Raw genomic sequence first — 22,240 nt, forward strand, 5'->3', positions numbered from 1 at the left:
GCCCGAGCGGCCGGTGTCCCGGGCCCGGCCTCGCCCGCCCGCCCCGGCGTAACGCCTCGGCGGCCGGGCGAGCGAGCCCGTGGGCGCCCCGGGCCGCCCGCGCTGACGCGAACGCGTCCGCCCCGGTCCCTCGCGGGGGCCGGGGCGGACGCGTGATCACCGGGCTGGTCGCCCGGAGGGTCAGATCGTCGCCGTGTCGATCACGAAGCGGTAGCGGACGTCACTCGCGAGCACCCGTTCGTACGCCTCGTTGACCTGGTTCGCCCCGATGACCTCGATCTCTGCCCCGAGACCGTGCACTGCGCAGAAGTCCAGCATCTCCTGGGTCTCGGCGATGCCACCGATCGCGGAGCCCGCGATCGAACGGTTGCCGTTGATAAGCGAGAACAGGTTCAACGAGATCGGCTCCTCGGGCGCGCCCACGTTGACCAGGGTCCCGTCGGTGCGCAGCAGACCGAGATAGGCGCCGAAGTCCAGCGGGGCCGAGACGGTGGACAGGATGACGTCGAAGGTCCCGGCCAGCTCTTCGAAGGTCTTCGGGTCGCTGGTCGCGTAGTAGTGGTCGGCGCCGAGCCTCAGCCCGTCGTCCTTCTTCCGCAGCGACTGGGACAGGACGGTGACCTCGGCGCCGAGGGCGTGCGCGATCTTGACGCCCATGTGACCGAGACCGCCCAGACCGATGACCGCGACCTTCTTGCCGGGGCCCGCGCCCCAGCGCTTGAGCGGCGAGAACGTGGTGATGCCCGCGCAGAGCAGCGGCGCGGCCTCGTCGAGGGCGATGCCCTCGGGGATGGAGACGACGAACGCGTCGCGCACGACGATGTGCGTGGAGTAGCCGCCGTAGGTCGGCTCACCGCTGCGGTCGAGCGCGTTGTACGTCTGGGTGTTGCCCTCGGCGCAGTGCTGCTCGCGGCCGAGTCGGCACGCGTCGCACTGTCCGCAGGAGTCGACCATGCAGCCGACGCCGACGCGGTCGCCGACCTTGAACTTCGTCACGCCGGACCCGGTCTCGGCGACGGTCCCGGCGATCTCGTGGCCGGGCACCATCGGGAAGATGCCCTCGCCCCACCCGTCGCGGGCCTGGTGGATGTCGGAGTGGCAGATACCGGCGTACTTGATGTCGATCAGGACGTCGAACTCGCCCACCGGGCGGCGCTCGATCGTGGTGCGCTCCAGCGGGGCCTTGGCACGGGGAGCGGCGTATGCGGCAACGGTGGTCATGCCGGAGGTTCTCCTCTGGGTGATGCGTCAGGAACGCTTCCAGCATCACGCGGCGGTCTCTGTTTACCCAGGTCACCGCTTTGCCTACGTCCAGTGGTCCTACTACCGGCAGGGACAGGCTGCCGGGCGTGCGACCAGGAATACTGGAAGGTATGAACGAGCAGCCCGCCCCCTCCTCCCCCGAGCCGCTGGACCGCCGCGCCGAGCTGAGCGAGTTCCTGCGCACCCGGCGGGCCCGGCTCCGGCCGCAGGACGTGGGACTGCCCGAGTTCGGGCGGGCCCGGCGGGTCCCGGGGCTGCGCCGGGAGGAGCTGGCGCAGCTGGCGGGCGTCTCCGTGGCGTACTACACCCGCCTGGAACAGGGCAACGGCCGCAACGTCTCGGCCGAGGTGCTGGACGCGATCGCCCGCGCGCTGCGGCTGACCGGCGCCGAGCACGCGCATCTGACGCATCTGGCCAAGCCGGGGCAGCACAAGAAGAAGCGCCGCCCGGCCCGGGTCCAGCAGGTGCGGGCCGGGCTGCGCTACCTCCTGGAGGCCATGGACGGCATTCCGGCCTACGTCTCCGGGGCGCGCTCGGACATCCTCGCCTGGAACCCCATGGCGGCGGCCGTGTTCGGAGACTGGGGCGCCCTGCCGCCCGCCGAGCGCAACTGGGCGCGGCTCGTGTTCCTCTCCCCCGACTACCGGGACCTGTACGTCGAGTGGGACTCCAAGGCCTCGGACATGGTGAGTTATCTGCGCCTGTACGCGGGCTGCCACCCGGACGACCCGGAGCTGTCGGCCCTGGTGGGCGAGCTGTCCGTGAAGAGCGAGGAGTTCCGCCGGCTGTGGGCCACCCATAACGTGAAGGAGAAGGGCCACGGCGTCAAACTGATCCGCCACCCGCTCGTCGGGGAGCTGACCCTGTCGTACGAGACGCTGAACCTGCCGGACGACGAGGAACAGCACCTGGTCACCTACCACGCAGAACCGGACTCGGAGTCGGCCCAGGCCCTGCGCCTGCTGGCGAGCTGGGGAGCGGACGCGCGCCGGGGAGCGGAGTCGTCGCGGCGGGCGTGAGACAGCGGACAGCCCCGGCCGTCTGCCTGACCGGGCCGGGGGATGGCGGGGAGCAGGGTCCCCGGGGGGGCGGAGGGTGGCTGGCAGGCCGTGAGCCGTCGGCCGTGACACCCCCGCCCGTACGCGTGATGTACGGAAGAAGTGCGCTCCGCGGCTACGATGCGGAGCGGAGGTGTCCTGTTGTCCGAACTGTTCGATGCCGTCGACGCCCTGATCGCCGGGCAGTCGCCCCTGCCCCCGCCCGCCGAACGCGAACGGCTGCGCAAGGCGCACGGGCTGAGTCAGGAACAGGTGGCGTCAGCCCTCAAGGTCCGCCGGGCCACGGTCCTCTCGTGGGAGAGCGGCAGGACCGAGCCGCGCGCGCCCCAGCGTGAGGCGTACGCACGGCTCCTGGAACAACTGGCCGCGCTCTATCCCCCGCAGTCCCCTGCACCGGCCGCTGCCGACCCGGACCCTTCGGTCGAACCGGCCCCTTCGGCCGACCCGGCGGCTCCGGTGACGGCGCCCGTGCCCGGCCCCGCGGAGCCCACGCCGTCCGCGCCCGGCCCCGTGGAACACGCACCGTCGCCCTCAGCCCCGGCGGCCGAGGCCGCTCCCAAAGCCACCGAGCCGTCCCCCTCCCCATCCCCCGCCACGCTCCGGGAGCCCCCCGGTGCAGCCCGGACGCCGCGGTTCTCGCCCGCCGGGACCGGCTCCCGTGAAACCGGCGGAGACGCGTTCGCGCACGGGCCCGTCGGCGTGCTGGACGGGGACGGATCGCTGTACTGCGCGGACGGCCTGGTCCTGGACTGCCCGGCCTCCACCCTGCCCGAGCTGGTGGCGTGGACGCTGGCGGAGGGCGGTCTCGGCTCGCCCCGGCTGCACCGCCACGGCAAGGACGGTGACCCGCTCGTCGTCCTCACCGCGTCGGCGGCCGAACGGTTCGGGCTGCCGGCGGAGCTGGAGGATCGCAGGGGGCTGCGGCTGCCCGACGGCCATCCGGCCCTCAAACAGCTCGCCCGCGCCAAGTGGCAGCTCACCCGGCGCGGCTTCGGCCCCTGGGCCCGGGTCTACCGGCCCGCGCACTCCGGGCAGCGCGCCTGCGTGCAGTTCGCAGTTCTGCCCTGGGGCGCGCTGGACGCCCGCTCCTGGGGGGCCGCGGACCGGTTGCCGCCCGGGGAACTGGCCGCGGTGCTCTGCGCGTTCGCCCGGCGTGTCATCACGCCGCGCGGGTCGACCGCCGTGTCGGGCCTGGAGCTGATGACCGCCCTGCGCCCGCCGACCCGGGCCGTGCGGGACGAGGGGACCGGAAGCTGGGTCTCCGGACCGGTGCCGGGGTCCCTTCCGGGCGCCGTCGACCCGGCGCCCCCGGAGGCTCCCGACGAACACCCGGTCGTCGCAGCCCTGTTCCCGCGGGGCCACCGGCGTACCCCGGGCGAGGTGCTCGACGAGGAGGCCTTCGACTGGATCCGGGATCCGCAGCTGCTGACGGACGCCGAGTGCGAACGACGGTACGCGGTCGGCATCGACGTCAACACCGCGTTCCTCGCCGCCGCCAACCGGCTCCCCGTGGGCCTCGGCGCACCCGTCCATGTCTCTTCTCCCGCCTTCGACAAGGCGGTGCCGGGGAGTTGGCTGATCGACCTCTCGGGCATCGAGCTGGACCCGAGGCTGCCGTCGCCGTTCACCCCGCACGGCGGCCGACCCGAGGGGCCCGCCTGGTACACCACGCCGACGGTGGCGTACGCCTACGAACTGGTCGCGACGCACCGGCTGCCGGTCGCGCTCGCCCCGCTGGAGGCGTGGATCCGGCCGGAGTCGGGGCCGTATCTCGACCCCTGGTACAAGCACCTCAGCGAGGCGTACAAGGCCACGATGGCCGAGCTCGGTGTCCCACCGGGCCTGGACGACGAGGCGTTTCTGGCGGCGATGGCCGGTCGCCAGGAAGGCGACGCCGGAGCGGCCATGGTGCTGTCGGCGATCAAGTCGACGGTGAAGGGCGGCATCGGCAAGCTCCGCGAGCGGCCTCAGGGCGCCGGGTACCGCCCCGGGGAGCGGTGGCCCGCGCTGGAGCGGGCGACGTGGCGTCCCGATATCCGGGCCGCGGTCGTCGCCTCCGCGCGGGTCAACATGCACCGCAAAATCCTGAAGACCGCGATCGCCACCGGTGCGGGGGCCGTCCCGGAAGGCAGTCTCGTCCTGGCCGCGGCCGCATCGGTTCCGGTGGCGCTGCTGTCGGACTGCGCCGTCTACCTCGCCGACGGGCCCTCCCCGCTCGACGTGCTGCCCCGTACGCCTGACGGGAAGCCCGCACCCGGCTCGTTCCGGCTGGGGGTGTCGCCCGGCATGGTGAAGCACGAGGGCACCCAGGATCTGCTGTGGGCCGTGCGGATGCTGGACGAGGGGCACAATCCGGCCCGGCACATCAAGGGCGTCGATGCCGCCGACGGCGGAGAGTAGGACAAGCCGGTGGGCATCTTCGAAGACAGTCTGGACCGGGCCTCGGAGAACACGGCGACGCGCCCGCTCCCCAAGTCGGCCGGGGCGCAAGTCCGCTTCCTGGTCAAGCAGTTGAAGGGCTCGACCCGTGAGGCGGCTCGGGTGCTGGGGGTGTCCCAGCGCACCGTCGAGCGTTATCTCACGGGCGGTATCAAGCGCCCGCGCCCGGAGCTGGCCGCCCGGCTGGAGGGCGAGGTCCGCCGCCGGTGGCAGCCCCGGGTCCGGGACCGGGCCAGGAAGCAGGCCGCAACCTCGACGGGCATCGTCATCGAGACGCGGGCCCGCTTCGGCTTCACGGCCGCACCCGGCAGCACCGACGACGGACGCGTCCGGCTCATCACCCAGCATCTGCCACCCGCGTACGCCGCCCGTCTCTTCGACGCGCGCGGCGCGGGGGCGGCGGAGGAGGAGCTGCGGCGGATCGCCGCCGAAGGTCTCCAGGAGCAGTACTTCACCGACCGGGGCCGCCGGGCCCCGGGGCTGCGGGTCGAGTTCACCGACATCGACTACGTCGAGCTGGAGTTCTGAGCCCTCCGGCGCCCGAGCGGAACGGCTCGACGGTCGGCCGCATCTCGACGGTGCGCGGGCCGGTGGTCAGGAACGGGTGTCCGGGAACGGCGGCGTCGCGCGGACCGTCGACCTGCTCGCCGGTGCGCCGGCCTCCGTGGAGCCGACGTGTCCGGAAACGGTCTCCTTCGCCCCGGGGCCGGACGGGTCCAGGAGGGCGAGCACGTCGGGGGCGGCGAGCCGGGGCAGCAGCAGGTGCCAGAAGCCGGTGAGCGTCTGCGGGGACAGCCATCCGGAGTCGTGGCGGCCCAGTACCTCGAAACCGGTCGTCACGGCGACGGTGGCCGCAGCCGCGTCCGCGCGGGAGACGCCCTCGGCGAGCGTTCCGGCGGCGGCCGCGTCGGCCAGCAGGTCCTGGACGCGGGCGAGCCATTCCGCGCGCAGGTCCGGGGCCCCGGAGCCCTCCCCGTCGCAGCTGATCCGGAATCCGGCCCGGGTCACCGGGTCCTCGCGCAGCAGCTCGGCGACGGCGTGCGAGGTGTCGACCAGGGCCTGGAGCGCGGTGTCCGTCCGGTGCCGGATCGTGCCCGACACCTCGGCCAGTCCGCGTAACGCCTCGGTCACCACGGCTTCGGCGATGGCTGCCTTGTTCTCGAAGTGGAAGTGGAGCGCGCCCGTGCTGACGCCGGCGCCGGAACTAATCAGGACCAGGCGGGCCTCCGCGTAGCCGTGCCGCTCGATCACGGTGGCGGCGGAATGGATCAGCGCCCGCCGGGTGCGGGTGGCGCGCTCCTGCTTGGTCACCGGGTTCTCCGCTCCTGGACGGCTTGATGGAGGTACCAAACCAACTTACCGGTTTCCTTTCCAGGAAACGGAAAACCCCGATGTGCGGCCTACGGCTTGAGCTCCCCGAAGGCGTCCCGGTGGTCGGCCGCCCAGGTGCGGAAGGGCCTGGCCGCGGCCCCGGTCAGTTCCCCGACCGTGGGTACGACCGCCGCCTTGGCACCCGCCGACTGCCGCTCGGCGCTCTCCAGGAAGGCTTCCGCCACCGGGGCGGGATACCTCGCGAGCAGCGCCGTGCGCGCGGTCTTCCGGTCCAGCTCCTCGAAGCGGAGCGGCCGCCCCAGTTCCCGGGCGAGCTGCGCCGTCTGCTCCCGCGCGCTGATCGCCTCCGGGCCGGAGACCGCGTACGCCCTGCCCTCGTGTCCGGCGCCGGTGAGGACATGGACGGCCACGGCGGCGACGTCGCGGGGGTCGACGCACGCGACCGGCGCGTCGCCGTACAGGGCGCGCACCACGCCCGACGAGCGGATGCCCGGCGCCCAGGACAGGGTGTTGGACATGAAGGTCCGGGGGCGGACGAACGTCCAGGGCACACCCGACTCCCTGATGGTCTGCTCGTTCCGCCGCTGGACGCGAGTGATGAGGTCCTCGGCTCCGGGCTCCTCCACGGCCATCATCGACAGCTTGACCAGGTGGCGGACACCCGCCTCGGCGGAGGCCGTCGCGACCCGCTCGTCGTCGGGTTCCGTGGGGCTGTTCGTCACCAGGAACACCGAGGTGACGCCCTTCAGCGCCCGGTCGAGGGCCCCACGGTCCCCGTACTCCCCCGCGACGACCTCGACCCCGGGTCCCCGAACCGTCAGCCGCTCCGGCCGACGCGCGAGAACCCGTACCGGTCCGGCCGCCGCCAGCAGCCCCGCGACCTCGCGGCCCACCGCTCCGGTCGCGCCCGTCACCAGAATCACCGCAACTCCTCATATCCCTGTCCCGGGACCGGGATCGTCACCGGTCCGCCTCGCTCCCGCCGGGTGCCACCCGGGCCGCCGCGGAGGGTCCGGACAGCACCGCGGTGAACACCGTCTCCTCGTTCTGATGGCCCGTCACGCCCATGGTCACCGTATCCCCGGCCGGTTCCGGCAGGTTCACCGCCCTGATCCGGCACGGGCTGCCGAACTCGGCGTACCGGTGGAAGCGGGTGCGCGCCTCCACCGGGACGAACCCTCCGGCTCCGGCCGCCAGACAGGCGGCCTGCCGCGCCGCCTCCAGCAGGAACATGCCGGGGACGTGGTCGTTGGGGCGCTGGAACAGCGTGGGGTGCCGGGTGTCCACGCGGAGCTCCCAGACGCCGTCCTCCCCGGTCTCCGCGAGCACCACGTCCTCGGTCCTGGTCCGGCCCGCGCGCGCGGCGGCGACCGGTGGGGTCCGCGGTATGGATATGCCCTCGGCCGGGGCGCCGTGGCGGATCCGGCGGTACGCCCGGGGGGTGGTGAACCGGGTCGCCCCGGTGCCCGTGGCGGCGAGCCGTCCGTCCCGGTGCACCGCCCACGCGACGCGCCCCTGCGCCGGGATCCCGCCCCGCCACTTCAGGTCGGAGCAGAACACCTCCACGTCGATCTCGGTGGGTACGCCGCCGACGGCCAACTGCTCCAGTTCGCAGGCGTAATCGAGATCCGTCATCAGGAAGTGATGACCCAGCGGGACGCCGTACCCGGCGTGGAAGGCCAGCACGGCCGACTGGCGCATCGCCTCCGCGAAGAGCAGCGGATCGTGCCGGTCGCCCGCCAGGGGGGCGAAGAACGGGTGATCGTGCGGGAGGACCGCCTCCACCGAGAACCGGTCGTGCCCCAGCCGTACCCAGGTGCGCGGGAAGGCGTCCTCGGGCCGGGCCCGGTGCACCAGGTCGATCCCCACCGGATGTGCCGCGGCGGCTTCCGGTCCCGTAGTCGGCGCCGAATCGATCAAGACTGCTGCTTCGGTCATAACTCCCCCCAGGGGTCATGTGATGGCGAGCCGTTCCTGAACCGCGCGTGCGCTGATAAGATACAGACTACGCGGTTTTTTTCCTATCCCCGGCAGGGTGGTCCCCCCACGTCGACCCGACCGTTCACCGGCCCCCGCCCAGCGAAGGAGACAGTATGGCGAAGCAGGACCGGGCGATCCGCACCCGCCGGACGATTCTCATGGCGGCGGCCCAGGCCTTCGAGAAATACGGTTACCAGGCGGCCACCATTACCGAAATACTGAAAAGCGCGGGCGTCACGAAAGGCGCCCTGTATTTCCACTTCCCGTCGAAGGAAGATCTCGCGCTCGGCGTCATCGAGGCCCAGGAGCCGCCCAGGACGGTCCCGAACCAGACGCTGAAGCTCCAGGAGCTCATCGACGTCGGGATACTTTTCAGCCATCGGCTCCAGACCAGCCCTCTCGCCCGCGCGGGCGTCCGCCTCTCGATGGATCAGCAGGCGCAGGGACTCGACCGCAGTGGTCCCTTCCTCCGCTGGCAGGAGGCCACCCACGCCCTCCTCGCCCAGGCCAAACACAACGGCGAACTGCTCCCCCACGTCAACCCCACGGAGACGGCGGATCTCTACGTCGCAGCTTTCGCGGGCACCCAGGCGGTCTCCCAGACCCTCACCGACTACCGGGACCTGCAACGGCGTCACATCACCCTCCAGCAGCACATCCTCCCCAGTATCGCCACGCCGTCGATCCTCACCGCCCTCGACCTGACCCCGGAACGCGCGGAGCGTCTCAGCCACCTCGACACCGGCGAGTGACCCCGGCCCGGCCGGCGGAGCGCCACCGGGGCCGGGGTGGTCAGGCCCCCAGCGCCAGCTTCACGCCGAGGCCGGTCATCATCACGGCGACGAGGCCGTCCAGCACCCGCCACGCGGAGGGGCGCGCGAGCACCCGGCTCAGCAGCCGGGCCCCGTAGCCGAGCGCGGCGAACCAGCACACGCTGGCCAGAACTGCCCCGAGGCCGAAGGTCCAGCGCATCGCCCCCTGGTCGGCTGCGACGGAGCCCAGCAGGAACACGGTGTCCAGGTACACGTGCGGATTGAGCCACGTCATCGCCAGACACGTGAGCACGACGCCCCGCTTCGACGCGCCGGGCGCGTCGCCCGTGTGCAGCGCCGCCGGGCGCAGCACGCGGCGTGCGGCGAGAATTCCGTAGCCGATCAGGAAAAAGCCGCCGAGCAGCCCCACGACGGTCAGGGCCGAGGGCCAGGCCACCACGACGGCGCCGACTCCCGCGACGCCCAGGGTGATGAGTGCGGCGTCGGAAAGGGCGCAGATCACCACCACCGCGAGCACGCCTTCCCGGCGGACACCCTGGCGGAGCACCAGGGCGTTCTGGGCGCCGATGGCGACGATGAGGGAGAGACCGGTGCCGAATCCGGTGGCCGCAGCGGTCAGGGCAGTCGTCATGGCCCCACGCTACGAAGAGGGATGATCTGGTGTACAGCTAATGATTCTTACCTATCATTAGCTTTCATGATGACAGAGCTTCCTCTCGATCAAGTGCGGACGCTGCTGGCCGTGGTCGACGAGGGGACCTTCGACGCGGCGGCGCGGGCCCTGCGCGTCACACCCTCGGCGGTCAGCCAGCGCGTGAAGGCCCTGGAGCAGCGCACGGGCCGGGTGCTGCTGATGCGCACGAAGCCGGTCCGGCCCACCGAGTCCGGCGAGGCGGTGGTGCGGTTCGCCCGCCAGCTGGCCCGGCTGGAGCGCGACACTCTCGCGGCGCTCGGGACGGCCGGGCCGGGCGAGTCGACGCGGCTGCCGATCGCGGTGAACTCCGACTCCCTGGCGACCTGGTTCCTCTCCGCCCTGCGCCGGGTGCCGGACGAGCTGGGGCTCTGTTTCGAGCTGCGCCGGGAGGACCAGGACCACACCGCCGCACTTCTGCGCGAGGGGCTGGTGATGGCGGCCGTCACCTCGTCGCCGGAGCCGGTCGCGGGCTGTTCGGTGCGCGGACTCGGCCGGATGCGGTACCTGCCGGTGTCGACGCCCGGCTTCGCGGACCGGTGGCTCGGGCGGGGTACGGCGGCCCCGCTGCGGGAGCTGATCGCCGATGCGCCGGTGATCTGCTTCGACCGGCGGGACGATCTCCAGGACTCGTTCGCGCGCCGGCTCGGCCGTCCGGCCGGAGCGAGCGCCCGGCGCCACTTCGTCCCCACGTCGGAGGGGTTCATGACGGCCGTGGTGGCCGGTATGGGCTGGGGCCTGCTGCCCGACGTCCACGCGGAACCGCTGCTGGCCACCGGTCGGCTGGTGACTCTCACCCCGGACCACGTGGTCGACGTCCCGCTCCACTGGCAGCAGTGGAAGCTGGACTCGCCGGCCCTGGCCGCCGTCGCCGAAGCGGTGACGGCCGAGGCCGCCGAGACACTGCGCGACACCCGGCCGGGCTGACTCCGGCGCACCGCCCCGAGGGCGTCTACCTGAGCGACCTCCATATGCTCGTCCATGTCGGCGGCCGGGAACATGCGGCTGACGACGTCGCCGCCCAGTGCACGGCGGGCGGTTTCGCCCTCCGCGCCATCACACCGCTGCCCGCGCCGAACATCTTCCAGACCGTCGAGGCCCCACCGGCCTGAGGACCATGGGGTGCACGGGGCACCCCGGGGGGCGCGTCCCGCAGGCCCGTCCGGTCCACCGCCCACGCACGGAGTACGTATGTCCCCGCAGTCCCCCTCCTTCCTCGTACGGCGCAGAGGCACGCTCGTCGTCCTGGCCGTCTGTGCCGCTCTCGCGGTGGGAGCCGGACTGCTGCTGTCCGCCGTCCACTCCCCCGTCTCCCCCGCCCGGTCCGCGCCGAAGGCCGTGCCGCCCACACCCGACATGACGTTCGACTACCAGATCGGCGGCGGGTACCCGCCCGCCGCCGGAGTGCGGGCGGTCGCCCGCGACCGCGGCGACCAGCCCGCCGAGGGGATGTACAACGTCTGCTACGTCAACGCCTTCCAGGCCCAGCCGGACGCCCTGGACTGGTGGCGCGAGAACCACCCCGATCTGCTGCTGCGTGACGACGACGGCGACCTGGTCGTGGACGAGGCGTGGGACGAGGCGCTGCTCGACACCACGACCGCCGACCGGCGCACCCGGCTGGAGTCGATCGTCGGCCGCTGGATCGACGGCTGCGCGGAGGCGGGGTTCCAGGCCGTCGAGCCCGACAACCTGGATTCGTTCGAGCGGTCCGACGGTCTGCTGACCCCGGCGCACAACGCCGCGTTCGCCGAACTGCTGGCCACCCGCGCGCACGCGGCCGGGCTGGCGATCGGGCAGAAGAACACCACTGGTCTGCTGGCGCGGCGGGAGCAGATCGGTTTCGACTTCGCCGTCACCGAGGAGTGCGGCCGGTACGACGAGTGCGGCGACTACGCCTCCGCGTACGACGACCGGGTCTTCGTCGTCGAGTACACCGCGCGGGACTTCGCCCAGGCCTGTGCCTCCGTGGGGGCGAGGCTGTCGGTGGTACGCCGGGACCTCGACGTCAGGCCCGCGGGGGAACCCGGGTACGTGTTCCGTACCTGCTGACCGGCCTCAACCCGGAGGGCCCGGCACGCCCGGCACCGGGCGGGAGCAGACGGTGAAGATCCCTCCCTCGGGATCGCTGATCACCGACTCCGTACCGTCGGCAGGGGACGGCGAGTCCACCGGCGGGGAGACCGTTCCGCCCGCCGCGCGCGCCGCTTCGGCGACCGCCGCCACGTCCTCCACCAGGAAGCGGACGTGCCAGCGCGGACGCAGCCGGGGGTCGCGGGAGGCGGCGTCACCACCGCCGCGCAGGGTGGCCACGGTCCGGCCGCCCTGCCGCACGACGACGGCGTCCTGGGCGTAGGCGTATCCCACCTCGCAGCCGCCGGGCTCCCCGGAGGCCCAGTCGAAGATCCCGGCGTAGAAGATCGCCGAGTCGAAGGCGTGGCTGGTGCGCAGTTCGAGGGAGGCGAGCGCGTTCCCGCGGCCGAGCGACCACGACGGGGTCCGGCCCTCCCAGAAGCCGAACCCCGCCCCCTCGCGGTCCGCGGCGACGGCGCCCCGGCCGGGGCCCAGCCGGATCGGGCCGACGGCGACCGTGCCGCCGCGTTCCCGCACCCGGGCGGCGACGACGTCCGCGTCGGTCACGGCGAAGTACGGGGTCCAGGTCACGGAGGTGGGCAGGCCGGGGGCGATCTGTCCGAACCCGGCCACGGGCAGCGTGCCGGCGTGGGCCACGGAGAAGCCCTCCCCGAGGGTGCCGGAGCGGAACGTCCAGCCGAGGACGGCCGCGTAGAAGTCCTCGGTGGCCCGCAGGTCCCGGGTCATGAGGCTGACCCAGCACGGGACGCCGTGCACGGGCGTGGTCTGCTCTGCCGCGGTCATCGGGATCTGTCTCCTCGTACCCGGCCCTTGAACCGCCGACCGCTGAGGCCGGTCGGGTGGGCTGGTGGTCGTCGGCCGTCGCAGGCGCGTCGGCCCCGCGGCGTCACACCTTCCGCGGAGCGGCATGTCCTCCATACCTACGCCGCCCGGGACACGGCCGCCACCTGGGCGGCTCCCCCGCACCGCTCCCGCCCGCACCGCTCTGACCGCTCCGGACCGTTCGCCGGGCCGGGCGGTCGCGGGTCCGGGACCGAGCAGTCGCCGGGCCCGGCGGTGGCGGGGCGGTCGCTTGCCGGGGCGGCTCTGTCAGTGGCGGGTGCCAGACTTCGGGCATGAACGCATCGCGGCTGAAGGCCGATCTCCAGAGCTATCTGCAATCCGCTCGTGACGCGCTGCTGTGGAAGCTCGAAGGCCTCTCGGAGTACGACATCCGTCGTCCGCTCACGGCGACCGGCACCAATCTCCTGGGGCTGGTCAAGCACGCGGCAGGGGTGGAGGCGGGCTATTTCGGTGAGACCTTCCACCGGCCGTTCGCCGAGGTGCCGGCGGCGCTGGAGGAGGGCGCCGAGGAGAACCAGGACATGTGGGCGACCGCCGACGAGTCCCGCGAGGACATCGTCGCCCTTTACCGCCGGGTGGCGGAGCACGCGGACGGCACGATCGCCGCCCTGCCCCTCGACGCGGTGGGACGGGTCCCGTGGTGGCCCGCGGAGCGGAGCGAGGTGACCCTGCACCGGATCCTCGTCCATGTGATCTCCGATCTCCAGCGCCATGCCGGGCACGCCGACATCGTGCGGGAGCTCGTCGACGGGGCGGTAGGGCTGCGGCTCGGCAACGAGAACATGCCCTCGGACGACCGGGCCTGGTGGGAGGCGTACCGCGAGCGGCTGGAGAAGGCCGCCCGGGAGGCGGGGAGCGGGACGTCGGCCGGAGGGTAGGGCCTGCCCCGGGATCAGGTCTCGGGTGCGCCTCGCCGCGCGGAGCCAGGTGAAGCGGGGCCGCGTGAACACGGGCGGCGCTCGCGGGCGTCGCGGATCCGGCGCGGTTCCGGGGACCGGCCTGGTTCCGGCGGCTCATGGCGCGGGGCGCAGTGCGGCGGGTTCGCCCAGGTGCGCGGCGGCCGTACGCCAGGCGGAGGTCACCGCGGCACGGGCCGTGGCGGTGGCCTCCTCGACGTCCGGCGGAAGGTGCACGGCGGACCCGACGTGGACGTGCAGACGGGGGCGGCGGGCCGGGGCCGTGAGCAGCCCGGAGAGCTGCTTGGCGCGCCGCCCGGAGGTCACACGGCGGGCGCCCGCCTGGCCGAGCGGCACGACCGGGGCGCCGGAGGCGTGCGCGAGGCGCGCGAGGCCGGTGCGGAAAGTCTCCGGCGGCGCCTCGGCCGCGTCGGTGCGGGAGGGCAGCCGGCCCTCGCCGTAGAGGAGGATGTGCCTCCCGTCGCGGAGTGCGGCGACCGCTTCGTCGAGGGCGGCGGCCGCTCGATGGGTGCCGCGGTGTACGGGCACGTGACCGCCGCGCTCCAGCAGCCGGCCGAGGACCGGAATCCGCCAGAGCCCCGCGGTGGCGAGCACGACGGGTTCGATGCCGAGACGGAGCAGCGCGGCGAGAACGATGCCCGGGTCGGCCAGGGAGGTGTGGTTGGCGACGACGATGCTGCCCGGGGGCGGGGCGGTGGCGGGGTCGGCGGTGACCGTGAGGCGTCCCAGGGACGGGACCACGGCGGCGGCGATGCGGCTGAGCACGGTCTCGGTTCTCCTGGGGCCGGTGGGTCGGGCGGGGCAGTGCCCTGGGCGGTCGTGTTCATCCTTGCGACCGAGGGCGCCTCGGGCATGAGTTCGGATACTCAGCCGGGCACGGTGGCGGACGTACGCGGCCGCCGCCTCCGGCCCGGCGGTGCTTCCGCCCCTCCCAGGCCTCAACCCCCCGGTTTTCCCGACCGGGTGGCGGCTCACCGAAGCCCTCACGCTGGACCGGGGGCGGGCCACCAGGTGGACCCGCGGCCGGGTGCAGCGGAACGCGCTGTGGGATGTCGAGGACGGCAAGAGCACCCTGGAACCCGCTCAGGCCGCCCTTGCGCGGACGCTGCTGGAGCAACGGTCCGATCAGGCGCACCCGCACAGATCCCCCGGTCCGCAGCTCGGGTGGCCCGTCAGCTACCTTGTTGCACATCGTTCGCAGCTGCTGGAATGGAGCAAGGGCGTGATCGTGGGGTCGTCCGTGGTCCTCGGGACGCTCCGTAGCCCTTCCCCCCTCTCCGGGCTCACGACGGCGGCCGCGCGGAGGTCCGCACCGCATCGGGCCGGGGCTGCGTCCCATGGCGCGGGGGACGACGCCCCGCGCCGCCTGAGGAACGGGAGTGCTCCTGGTTCCGGACGCCGGGGGGCGTCCGGAGCCAGGTCCCGTCGTCGCTGTCAGACGGCCAGCCACACCGCCGTGTCACCGGGCAGCCTGTCCTCGCCGTCCAGGGGGCCACTGGCGAGGAGGATCCCGGTGTGGGCGGGGAGGTGTACGGGCGCGTCGCCGAGGTTGACCGCGCAGACCAGGTTCTCGCCGCGTGCGAACACCAGGAGGTCCGGTCCTTCGCTGAGCCAGCGCAGCGGTCCGGTGTGCAGGGCGGCCAGGGTGCGCCGTAGCCGCAGGGCCTCGCGGTAGAGGGACAGCATCGAGGCGGGGTCCTCGGCCTGGCGGTCCGCCGCGCGCAGGGGCCAGTCCGGGGGAAGCGGGAGCCAGGGGTCCCCGGTGGAGCCGAAGCCCGCGTACGGTTCACCGGCCGCCCACGGCAGCGGAGTGCGGCAGCCGTCGCGGCCGGGGGCCCGGCCCTGGGAGCGGAAGTACATGGGGTCCTGGACGCGGTCCAGCGGTACGTCGGCCTCCGGCAGGCCCAGTTCCTCCCCCTGGTAGAGGTAGACCGAGCCGGGCAGGGCGAGCGAGAGCAGGGCGGCGGCGCGAGCGCGGCGGGTGCCGAGCTCCAGGTCGCTGGGGACGCCGAACGCCTTGCTGGTGAAGGCGAAGCCGGTGTCCGCGCGGCCGTAGCGGGTGACGGTGCGGGTGATGTCGTGGTTGCACAGGACCCAGGTGGCGGGGGCTTTGACGGGGGCGTGTTCGGCGAGGGTCTCGTCGATGGCGCGGCGCAGCCGCTCGCCGTCCCAGGGGCAGGTGAGGAAGGTGAAGTTGAAGGCGGTGTGCAGTTCGTCGGGGCGCAGGTAGCGGGCGAAGCGCTCGGAGTCGGGCAGCCAGACCTCGCCGACGAAGATGCCGCCGAACTCGTCGGCGATGGCCCGCCAGCCCCGGTAGATGTCGTGGAGTTCGTCGCGGTCGAGGTAGGGGTGGGATCCCCGGTGCCCCGCGAGGTCGGGGAGCTCCGGGTCCTTGGCGAGGAGGGCGGCGGAGTCGATGCGGACTCCGGCGACCCCGCGTTCGAACCAGAAGCGCAGGATGTCCTCGTGCTCCTGGCGGACGGCGGGGTGGGCCCAGTTGAGGTCGGGCTGTTCGGCGGCGAAGAGGTGGAGGTACCACTCGCCGTCCGCGACCCGGGTCCAGGGCACTCCCCCGAACTCGCTCTCCCAGTCGTTGGGCGGCAGTTCGCCGTGTTCGCCGCGGCCGGGGCGGAAGTGGAAGAGGGCGCGTTCCGGGCTGCCGGGGCCCGCCGCCAGGGCCGCCCTGAACCAGGCGTGCTGGTCGGAGACGTGGTTGGGGACGATGTCGACGATGGTGCGGATGCCGCTCTCGCGGGCCTCCGCGATGAGTTTCTCGGCCTCCGCGAGGGTTCCGAAGGCCGGGTCGATGGTCCGGTAGTCGGCGACGTCGTAGCCGCCGTCCGCCATCGGGGAGAGATACCACGGGGTGAACCAGAGGGCGTCGACGCCGAGTTCGGCCAGGTAGGGCAGCCGGGACCGTACGCCGCTCAGGTCGCCGGTGCCGTCGCCGTCGCCGTCGGCGAAGCTGCGGACGTAGACCTGGTAAATGACGGCCGAGCGCCACCAGTCGTCGGCGGCGGGCTGGCTGCCTTCCATAAGGCGGGTTCCTTTCGGACGGGGCACGGTGGCCGGCGGGAGGGGCCGGTCCGCGCGACGGGAGGAGCTGGAGGTGCTGGCGCCGCCCCGTAGCGGGGTGGAGCGGTGAGTGGGGTGGTGGCGGATTCGGGTGGGGTGCGCCACGGGGCGCGGGTCAGCCCTTGGTGCTGCCCGCGCTGATTCCCGCGATGATGTGGCGCTGGAAGACGAGGAACATCAGGACCATGGGGATGCTCGCGATGACCATGGCCCCGATCAGGACGGTCAGCGGGACGTTCTGCGAGAGCTGGACCAGGGCGACGCTGATCGGCTGTTCACCGGTGTCGGAGAAGACCATCAGCGGCCACAGGAAGTCCTGCCACACGGCGACGAGCGCGAAGATCGAGACGACACCGAGCACCGGCCGGGACAGCGGCAGCACGATGGACCGGAGCGTACGGAGCTTGCCCGCGCCGTCGATCTCGGCGGCCTCCAGGACATCGCGCGGGATCTGGTCGAAGAAGCGTTTGAGCAGGTAGAGGTTGAAGGCGTTCGCGACGGCCGGGAGCCAGATGGCCAGGGGGTCGTTCAGCAGGTTGACGTGGATCAGCGGCAGATCGGCGATGGTCAGGTACTTCGGTACGACGAGGGCCTGGACCGGGACCATCAGGGTGGCGAGGATGCCGCCGAGGATGACCTTCCCGAACGCGGGCTTCAGTTTGGACAGCGCGTACGCGGCGGCCGTGCAGAAGACGATCTGGAGCAGCCAGGCGCCGGAGGCCTGGACCGCCGTGTTCCACAGGTGTCTCGGCAGCCGCATCAGGTCCCAGGCGTCGGTGTAGCCGGTCACCCGCCATTGCTCGGGCACGAGGGTGGGCGGGGCGCGGACCACCTCCTCGGGCGGCTTCATCGCGCCCGTGACCATCCAGTAGACGGGGAAGAGGAACGCGAGGGCGAAGGCCACGACGACGAGGGCGAACACCGACCAGTAGACGGCCTTGCCGCGCCGTCCGGCGAGGGCGAGCGGGGAGACCAGGGTGCGTACCGCCCGTTCCGCGGGTGCGGCGGGCGGCGGCTGTGGCGGGGACGGAGCTGTCCGGCTCATGGTGGGCGCCGCTCCTCTCAGTCGGTGCGGGTCAGTCGCAGATACAGGGCGGAGAAGGCGCTCAGCACCAGCAGGAGCATCACGCTCAGGGCGGACGCGCCGCCGAAGTCGTTGTAGAGGAAGGCGTACTTGTAGATGAGGTAGAGCACGGTGACTGTCGAGTTCTCCGGTCCGCCGCCGGTGATGACGAACGGCTCGGTGAACACCTGCATCGTCGCGATGACCTGAAGGAGCATCAGCATCAGGATGATGAAGCGGGTCTGCGGGATCGTCACGTGCCGGACCCGCTGCCACAGCGACGCGCCGTCCAGCTCGGCCGCCTCGTACAGCTCGCCGGGGATGCCCTGGAGGGCGGCGAGGTAGATGAGGACGGTGCCGCCCATGTTGGCCCAGGTGGCGACGATGACGAGGGAGACGAGCGCGGTGTCGGCGCCGTTGGTCCAGTTCGACGTCGGCAGGTGGAGGAAGCGGAGCACCTCGTTGGCCAGGCCCGCGCCCGGATCGTAGAACCACTTCCACAGCAGGGCGCTGACCACCGGTGGGATCATCACGGGGAGGTAGACCACGACCCGGAAGAACGCCTTGGCGTGGCGGAGTTCGTTGAGGACGAGGGCCATGACGAACGGGATGGCGAAGCCGATGACCAGGGCGAGCACCGTGAAGGTGAGGGTGTTGCGCCAGGCGGCCGCGAATTCGGGGTCCTGGAAGACCCGGGTGAAGTTCGCGGTGCCGACCCACTGGGGGTCCGAGCCGGGCGTGTACTTCTGGAACGCGATGATCACCGACCGGACGGCCGGGTACCACGAGAACAGGATGAAGCAGAGGAGGCCGCCGGTCAGGAACGCGTAGGCGGTGGCCTGGTCGGCGATCCTGCGGCGCAGCGGGCGACGGGGCCCGCGGCCCGCCGGGCGTACGTCTCCGGGGGGAGGCGTCGCTCCGGCGGGCCGCGTCCTCGCGGGTGCCGCGGGCGGGGACGTGGTCTTCACGGCGGTCAGCCTCGGGCCAGGATTCCGTCGATCTTGGCCTGGGCGTCCTTCAGGAGCTGGTCGATGTCGGCGTCCTTCTTCGTCAGCACCGCCGAGACGGCTCCGTCGAGGACCGCGTAGATCTGCTGGCCGTGCTTGGGCTCCAGCTTCATGTCGAGCTGCTGCCCGCCGTCGATGAAGGCCTGGTAGTTCTCGACGGGGACGTTGGCGGAGGCCTTCTTCAGCTTCTGGTCCTCGGAGTCCGTGGCGCCGGTGAACAGCCGCGGCTCGGGCAGCCCGACCGGGGACTCGTCCTTCGCCGCGCGCGCGTAGTTGTTCATGTAGCCCTGGCCCGGAGTGAGGAAGGTCCACTCCAGCCACTTGAGTCCGGCCTTGATCTGGGCGGGGGTGGCCTTCTTGTTGAACATGTAGCCGTCGCCGCCCATGAGGGTGCCCTCGCCGCCGGGCATCGGGGCGAACGCGAGGTCCTCGTACTTGCCGCCGGCCTCCTTGACGATGCGCGGGACGTTGTCGGGGGCCGCGAGGTACATGCCGAGCTTGCCGGAGCCCATCATCTGGAGCGTGTCGTTGATGACGAGGAGCTGCTTGGCGCCCATGGAGTCGTCGCGCCAGCGCATGTCCTTGAGGTTCTGAAGGACGGCCTTCCCCTCGGGGGTGTCGACCGCGGCCCGCTTGCCGTCCTCACTGACGACGGTGCCGCCCTGGGAGTAGATGTGGGCGGTGAAGTGCCAGCCGCCCTGGTTCTGGGCGCTGTACTCGGCGAAGCCGACGGTGCCGTTCCCGAGGGCCGCGATCCTCTTGGCGGCCGCCTGGACCTCGTCCCAGGTGGCGGGCGGCTTGTCCGGGTCGAGCCCGGCCTTCGTGAAGAGTGCCTTGCTGTAGAGCAGACCCATGGAGTAGTTGGTGCGCGGCACGCCGTAGATCTTCCCGTCGACCGTGTAGGCGTCCCGCAGGGGCTGGGCTATGTCCTGGTAGGTCGCGAGGTCCTTGACGTACGCGGTGATGTCGGCGGCCTGGTTGATGGAGACCACGCGCTCGGTGTCGGTGAAGTACGTGTAGAAGACGTCTTCCATCTGCCCGCCCGCGAGCTTCGCGTCAAAGGTCTTGGGGTCCTGGCACGGGAACGCGTCGTGCGCGACGACGTCGATGCCGGGGTTCTGCTTCTCGAACGCCTTGACGTCCTCGTCGAACCGCTGGTGGTCGATCTTCGCACTCGGCTGGGGCCAGCAGTTGACCGTGATGCGCGTCTTGCCGTCCGCGGCTTCCCCGCCCTCGGAGCCGCAGGCGGCCAGGCCGGTGAGGGCCAGGGCCGTGGCGACGGCGGCAGTGCAGGTACGACGAAACACAGAAGTTCTCATCGGTGGACCCCTCTAGGGCAGGAGTGCGGGAAGCCCACAGCCCCGAGCTGTGCGGCGCCCCACACTCAACCACCGCCGATGAATGTCCGCAAGATGTCGCGTTGATTTCGTAAATCATTGACAGGCCTTGCCGGTTGCGTGTGGAAGGAACCGCCGTGCCGATACGAAGGGGCGACAACGGCGGGGCGTCACGGACCGCGAGAAGGGGGTGGGCCGGGGGGCCCGGAGGAGGCGTCCGGAGGCCGGGCGGGACGACGCGTGAGGCGAGGCGCCGCGGGAAGGCGCGCAGATCGGTGACGTGCCGCGGCCGGGCCGGGTGAGCCGGGGCCGGGCCGGGTGAGGTCGCGGTCGGGAGGCGGGGGCGGAGAGGTCCGGGCCGGGGAGGGCGGAGACCCCCTGCCCTTGCGCTTCCAGGTCACCGCGTTGCGCCAGGGACCGTCGGCGGGCTCTCCCGCGTGCGACGCGCGGGCCACTTCGTCGTTACGGGGTCGCGTCCGCGTCCGCGGCTCTTCGCCGGGGGCCGCGGTGGCGTCGGGCCCGATGTCGGGGACCCGGCCTACCGCGGCCTCACCCGCTGCCGCTTGCGACGCCTGTTCAGCAAACCGTCGCGTCACGAACGCAAGAATATGGCAATAGTTGCTGGACGTTTATCGTCCCGTCATGGACACGCGCCCCTGGGGCGCGCGACACACGTCGGACGCCCTCTAGCGGGCGACGGGGGCCTGGCGGACGGTTCCGAAGTCGACCGCGCGGTCGGCGTCGCGCAGGACCTCCTCCGCCACACGGCGCACTTCGGCGAGTACGTCGCCCTGTTCCTCGACGAGGCCTGCGTAGATCGGTGCCTCGATGCTGTCTGCGGTGGTCATACGGAATATTCCCCGTCGGTCTGGTGCGAATAGCCTCCGCCGGTCGGCGAAGGCGGGGGCGAGTGTACGTGGTGGGCGGCGGGCTCCGCGATTCCCCTCAGGGGCCGGAACCTGCCCCGCACCTGCTGGAACGCTGCCGCGCACGGCTCCGCACTGCGTCGCCGTCAGTCCGTGTCCGGCTCCGTCCCGAGGTGCAGCAGCGGGAAGCCCGCCCGTTCGGCGAGCCGGGTCAGCTCATCGGCCTGGGCGGCCCGCAGCCCCACCACCGGGTAGCAGTCGGACTCGATGTCGAGAACGGCGAGGGCCGCTCCGACCTCCCGGTAGTGACGACCGCAGACGTGCAGGAACTCGTGGGTCGGCAGCAGCGTCTCCGCGTCCTCGGCGGGCCCCCAGGGGTCCGCCGAGGGGCGGGACGCCAGTCCCGTCAACTGCGCCCGTATCTCCTGCGGGTCCTCCTTCCAGTCGAACTCGGCGAGCAGGCCGCGGGAGTCGAGCGCGTCGATGAGCGCGATCCAGGCGAGGTTGTCGACCGGCTCCCGGATGCCCCGCCGGTCCAGCCGGTCACCGAAGCGGCTCACGTACGCGTCCGGGCTGTCGTGCGCCTCCAGCACCTCCTCGGCGACAGCGGGGTGCCCGGAAGCCAGCAGCGAGGCGATACCGGCCAGAGCCGCGCGGACACCGGCGGGGCCGGGCAGATCACCGGAGCCGGGGGGACCGGCGTGGCCGGAGAGGTCGGCGGGAGCGGGCATGGTCCTTCTCCTTGCTGCGGTCGCGTCGTCGCCGCGGTGGATGGTGTCGCTGCCGGTGTGCCGACTCGGTCTCGTTGCCGGTGTGCCGACTCGTGGATGCCGGTGGTCCGGTACTGCGAGCGGCCCGCGGGCCGTCGGCACCGTGGGAGAGGGTGAGCCTCTCTCCGTGCCGCCCGCCGCGCGGGCAGCCCTGACCGTGCGGGCCGCGCCGTGGATCTCACGGGCTCGGGGCCGTCCTCCCGCCCTGGGGGCGGCGGCGTGCGGCGGGCAACGGACGGTGGCCCTCGGTCCACTCGTTCACCCAGCCGCAGCCCGAGCAGGCGTACCGGCCGTCGAGGCCCGCGATCTGCGTGCCGCACCGCGCGCACCCGATGAAGGTGATCTCCGGGTGCTCGGTGGCCGCTTCGGCCGAGGACCGCTTCTGCGAGCCGGGTGAGGTCGTCATCGTCGGCCCTCCGTTCCCACGATTCCCGGACCGGTCCGCGCGGTCCGTTCCTCGACGGGGCCCGACCGGGTCGGCGGGTGACCCCCGTGTCCGGCCGCGCGCGGGCCGGATGCGGCCTCGCTCCGCATACGGGAGGCGAGCCGGGCGCCTGCCGGCAGTACGTGTCGCGTCATGCCAGCAACGTAACGCAGAGGTCTGACAGACCCCCCGGTCGTGCCGCCGACCGGCTACGGTGCTTCGCTGGGCTTCGGCAGAGACCGTGTCGCGGTGCAGGCGGCCGGACCGCGGTGCCGGAAGCCGCGCCGTGGCCGCGGGGCCCGTACCCC

At 72.6% G+C, this 22,240-nt stretch carries 22 protein-coding genes and 1 pseudogene; 9 read left to right on the plus strand and 14 right to left on the minus strand.

What is annotated here, in order from left to right:
* Positions 1–180 precede the first annotated feature (180 nt).
* On the minus strand, positions 181–1,221 hold the full coding sequence (locus ACIRRU_RS19330) for an NAD(P)-dependent alcohol dehydrogenase (RefSeq protein ID WP_403681936.1): 1,041 nt from the start codon (positions 1,219–1,221) through the stop codon (positions 181–183).
* Positions 1,222–1,373: 152 nt separating this feature from the next.
* Between ACIRRU_RS19330 and ACIRRU_RS19335 the strand changes: the two genes are divergently transcribed.
* The 3 genes from ACIRRU_RS19335 (at position 1,374) to tpg (ending at position 5,288) form a co-directional block, all read left to right on the plus strand.
* Positions 1,374–2,282 (plus strand): helix-turn-helix domain-containing protein, encoded by a 909-nt coding sequence (locus ACIRRU_RS19335; RefSeq protein ID WP_403681939.1) that lies wholly within the window; start codon positions 1,374–1,376, stop codon positions 2,280–2,282.
* 159 nt (positions 2,283–2,441) lie between these two features.
* Positions 2,442–4,721, plus strand: coding sequence for a telomere-associated protein Tap (gene tap, locus ACIRRU_RS19340; protein WP_403681942.1), 2,280 nt, complete (start codon positions 2,442–2,444; stop codon positions 4,719–4,721).
* 9 nt (positions 4,722–4,730) lie between these two features.
* On the plus strand, positions 4,731–5,288 hold the full coding sequence (gene tpg, locus ACIRRU_RS19345; protein WP_403681944.1) for a telomere-protecting terminal protein Tpg: 558 nt from the start codon (positions 4,731–4,733) through the stop codon (positions 5,286–5,288).
* Positions 5,289–5,354: 66 nt separating this feature from the next.
* On the opposite strand, the gene ACIRRU_RS19350 is transcribed toward tpg, so the two are convergent.
* The 3 genes from ACIRRU_RS19350 to ACIRRU_RS19360 all read right to left on the minus strand — a co-directional run bounded on the left by ACIRRU_RS19350 (position 5,355) and on the right by ACIRRU_RS19360 (position 8,030).
* Positions 5,355–6,071 (minus strand): ScbR family autoregulator-binding transcription factor, encoded by a 717-nt coding sequence (locus tag ACIRRU_RS19350; protein WP_403681946.1) that lies wholly within the window; start codon positions 6,069–6,071, stop codon positions 5,355–5,357.
* A gap of 89 nt (positions 6,072–6,160) precedes the next feature.
* Positions 6,161–7,015: an NAD(P)H-binding protein gene (locus ACIRRU_RS19355; protein ID WP_403681948.1), complete on the minus strand. Its 855-nt coding sequence runs from the start codon at positions 7,013–7,015 to the stop codon at positions 6,161–6,163.
* Between the two features lie 37 nt (positions 7,016–7,052).
* Positions 7,053–8,030 (minus strand): ScbA/BarX family gamma-butyrolactone biosynthesis protein, encoded by a 978-nt coding sequence (locus ACIRRU_RS19360; protein WP_403681950.1) that lies wholly within the window; start codon positions 8,028–8,030, stop codon positions 7,053–7,055.
* Between the two features lie 155 nt (positions 8,031–8,185).
* Here ACIRRU_RS19360 and ACIRRU_RS19365 point away from each other — a divergent pair, with 155 nt between their 5' ends.
* Positions 8,186–8,824: a ScbR family autoregulator-binding transcription factor gene (locus ACIRRU_RS19365; protein WP_403681953.1), complete on the plus strand. Its 639-nt coding sequence runs from the start codon at positions 8,186–8,188 to the stop codon at positions 8,822–8,824.
* Positions 8,825–8,864: 40 nt separating this feature from the next.
* Here ACIRRU_RS19365 and ACIRRU_RS19370 read toward each other — a convergent pair whose 3' ends face one another.
* Complete coding sequence (locus tag ACIRRU_RS19370) at positions 8,865–9,476, minus strand: LysE/ArgO family amino acid transporter (RefSeq protein WP_403681955.1); 612 nt, start codon at positions 9,474–9,476, stop codon at positions 8,865–8,867.
* A gap of 66 nt (positions 9,477–9,542) precedes the next feature.
* Here ACIRRU_RS19370 and ACIRRU_RS19375 point away from each other — a divergent pair, with 66 nt between their 5' ends.
* The 3 genes from ACIRRU_RS19375 to ACIRRU_RS19385 all read left to right on the plus strand — a co-directional run bounded on the left by ACIRRU_RS19375 (position 9,543) and on the right by ACIRRU_RS19385 (position 11,588).
* Entirely contained in the window at positions 9,543–10,463 is a 921-nt protein-coding gene (locus ACIRRU_RS19375) for a LysR family transcriptional regulator ArgP (RefSeq protein WP_403681957.1), read from the plus strand.
* A gap of 44 nt (positions 10,464–10,507) precedes the next feature.
* A complete protein-coding gene (locus tag ACIRRU_RS19380; RefSeq protein ID WP_403681959.1) occupies positions 10,508–10,648 on the plus strand; it encodes a hypothetical protein in 141 nt (46 codons plus the stop codon).
* Positions 10,649–10,727: 79 nt separating this feature from the next.
* Positions 10,728–11,588 carry an endo alpha-1,4 polygalactosaminidase gene (locus ACIRRU_RS19385; RefSeq protein WP_403681960.1) on the plus strand — a complete coding sequence of 287 codons (861 nt, stop codon included), beginning with the start codon at positions 10,728–10,730 and terminating at the stop codon, positions 11,586–11,588.
* A 6-nt stretch (positions 11,589–11,594) separates the two neighbouring features.
* Here ACIRRU_RS19385 and ACIRRU_RS19390 read toward each other — a convergent pair whose 3' ends face one another.
* Positions 11,595–12,413: a VOC family protein gene (locus ACIRRU_RS19390; protein ID WP_403681962.1), complete on the minus strand. Its 819-nt coding sequence runs from the start codon at positions 12,411–12,413 to the stop codon at positions 11,595–11,597.
* A gap of 332 nt (positions 12,414–12,745) precedes the next feature.
* On the opposite strand from ACIRRU_RS19390, the gene ACIRRU_RS19395 reads away from it, so the two are divergent.
* The gene (locus tag ACIRRU_RS19395) at positions 12,746–13,351 is read left to right on the plus strand and encodes a DinB family protein (RefSeq protein ID WP_403681964.1); all 606 of its coding nucleotides are present in this window, start codon (positions 12,746–12,748) and stop codon (positions 13,349–13,351) included.
* Positions 13,352–13,486: 135 nt separating this feature from the next.
* On the opposite strand, the gene ACIRRU_RS19400 is transcribed toward ACIRRU_RS19395, so the two are convergent.
* Positions 13,487–14,155, minus strand: coding sequence for a lysophospholipid acyltransferase family protein (locus tag ACIRRU_RS19400; protein ID WP_403681966.1), 669 nt, complete (start codon positions 14,153–14,155; stop codon positions 13,487–13,489).
* 205 nt (positions 14,156–14,360) lie between these two features.
* On the opposite strand from ACIRRU_RS19400, the pseudogene ACIRRU_RS19405 reads away from it, so the two are divergent.
* Positions 14,361–14,513, plus strand: a pseudogene (locus tag ACIRRU_RS19405) (hydroxyurea phosphotransferase); the annotation flags it as partial.
* Between the two features lie 311 nt (positions 14,514–14,824).
* Here ACIRRU_RS19405 and ACIRRU_RS19410 read toward each other — a convergent pair.
* The 7 genes from ACIRRU_RS19410 to ACIRRU_RS19440 all read right to left on the minus strand — a co-directional run bounded on the left by ACIRRU_RS19410 (position 14,825) and on the right by ACIRRU_RS19440 (position 21,914).
* Positions 14,825–16,426: a glycoside hydrolase family 13 protein gene (locus ACIRRU_RS19410; RefSeq protein ID WP_403681968.1), complete on the minus strand. Its 1,602-nt coding sequence runs from the start codon at positions 16,424–16,426 to the stop codon at positions 14,825–14,827.
* Positions 16,427–16,580: 154 nt separating this feature from the next.
* Complete coding sequence (locus tag ACIRRU_RS19415; RefSeq protein WP_403681969.1) at positions 16,581–17,510, minus strand: carbohydrate ABC transporter permease; 930 nt, start codon at positions 17,508–17,510, stop codon at positions 16,581–16,583.
* A 17-nt stretch (positions 17,511–17,527) separates the two neighbouring features.
* Positions 17,528–18,496 (minus strand): carbohydrate ABC transporter permease, encoded by a 969-nt coding sequence (locus ACIRRU_RS19420; protein WP_403681971.1) that lies wholly within the window; start codon positions 18,494–18,496, stop codon positions 17,528–17,530.
* 5 nt (positions 18,497–18,501) lie between these two features.
* Positions 18,502–19,854, minus strand: a complete 1,353-nt coding sequence (locus tag ACIRRU_RS19425) for an ABC transporter substrate-binding protein (protein ID WP_403681973.1) — start codon at positions 19,852–19,854, stop codon at positions 18,502–18,504.
* A 704-nt stretch (positions 19,855–20,558) separates the two neighbouring features.
* Positions 20,559–20,720, minus strand: a complete 162-nt coding sequence (locus ACIRRU_RS19430; RefSeq protein WP_363203367.1) for a hypothetical protein — start codon at positions 20,718–20,720, stop codon at positions 20,559–20,561.
* A 164-nt stretch (positions 20,721–20,884) separates the two neighbouring features.
* Complete coding sequence (locus tag ACIRRU_RS19435; protein WP_403681976.1) at positions 20,885–21,469, minus strand: hypothetical protein; 585 nt, start codon at positions 21,467–21,469, stop codon at positions 20,885–20,887.
* Positions 21,470–21,686: 217 nt separating this feature from the next.
* Entirely contained in the window at positions 21,687–21,914 is a 228-nt protein-coding gene (locus tag ACIRRU_RS19440) for a hypothetical protein (protein ID WP_403681978.1), read from the minus strand.
* Positions 21,915–22,240: the final 326 nt, after the last annotated feature.

Source organism: Streptomyces sp. NPDC101181 (assembly GCF_044767975.1).
Classification (GTDB): Bacteria; Actinomycetota; Actinomycetes; order Streptomycetales; family Streptomycetaceae; genus Streptomyces.

Bases quoted from the DNA above. Each gene is read 5' to 3' on its own strand.
- ACIRRU_RS19330 (WP_403681936.1), bottom strand. From the start codon at position 1,221: ATGACCACCGTTGCCGCATACGCCGCTCCCCGTGCCAAGGCCCCGCTG.
- ACIRRU_RS19335 (WP_403681939.1), top strand. From the start codon at position 1,374: ATGAACGAGCAGCCCGCCCCCTCCTCCCCCGAGCCGCTGGACCGCCGC.
- tap (WP_403681942.1), top strand. From the start codon at position 2,442: ATGCGGAGCGGAGGTGTCCTGTTGTCCGAACTGTTCGATGCCGTCGAC.
- ACIRRU_RS19360 (WP_403681950.1), bottom strand. From the start codon at position 8,030: ATGACCGAAGCAGCAGTCTTGATCGATTCGGCGCCGACTACGGGACCG.
- ACIRRU_RS19365 (WP_403681953.1), top strand. From the start codon at position 8,186: ATGGCGAAGCAGGACCGGGCGATCCGCACCCGCCGGACGATTCTCATG.
- ACIRRU_RS19370 (WP_403681955.1), bottom strand. From the start codon at position 9,476: ATGACGACTGCCCTGACCGCTGCGGCCACCGGATTCGGCACCGGTCTC.
- ACIRRU_RS19375 (WP_403681957.1), top strand. From the start codon at position 9,543: ATGATGACAGAGCTTCCTCTCGATCAAGTGCGGACGCTGCTGGCCGTG.
- ACIRRU_RS19380 (WP_403681959.1), top strand. From the start codon at position 10,508: ATGCTCGTCCATGTCGGCGGCCGGGAACATGCGGCTGACGACGTCGCC.
- ACIRRU_RS19385 (WP_403681960.1), top strand. From the start codon at position 10,728: ATGTCCCCGCAGTCCCCCTCCTTCCTCGTACGGCGCAGAGGCACGCTC.
- ACIRRU_RS19390 (WP_403681962.1), bottom strand. From the start codon at position 12,413: ATGACCGCGGCAGAGCAGACCACGCCCGTGCACGGCGTCCCGTGCTGG.
- ACIRRU_RS19395 (WP_403681964.1), top strand. From the start codon at position 12,746: ATGAACGCATCGCGGCTGAAGGCCGATCTCCAGAGCTATCTGCAATCC.
- ACIRRU_RS19410 (WP_403681968.1), bottom strand. From the start codon at position 16,426: ATGGAAGGCAGCCAGCCCGCCGCCGACGACTGGTGGCGCTCGGCCGTC.
- ACIRRU_RS19415 (WP_403681969.1), bottom strand. From the start codon at position 17,510: ATGAGCCGGACAGCTCCGTCCCCGCCACAGCCGCCGCCCGCCGCACCC.
- ACIRRU_RS19425 (WP_403681973.1), bottom strand. From the start codon at position 19,854: ATGAGAACTTCTGTGTTTCGTCGTACCTGCACTGCCGCCGTCGCCACG.
- ACIRRU_RS19430 (WP_363203367.1), bottom strand. From the start codon at position 20,720: ATGACCACCGCAGACAGCATCGAGGCACCGATCTACGCAGGCCTCGTC.
- ACIRRU_RS19435 (WP_403681976.1), bottom strand. From the start codon at position 21,469: ATGCCCGCTCCCGCCGACCTCTCCGGCCACGCCGGTCCCCCCGGCTCC.
- ACIRRU_RS19440 (WP_403681978.1), bottom strand. From the start codon at position 21,914: ATGACGACCTCACCCGGCTCGCAGAAGCGGTCCTCGGCCGAAGCGGCC.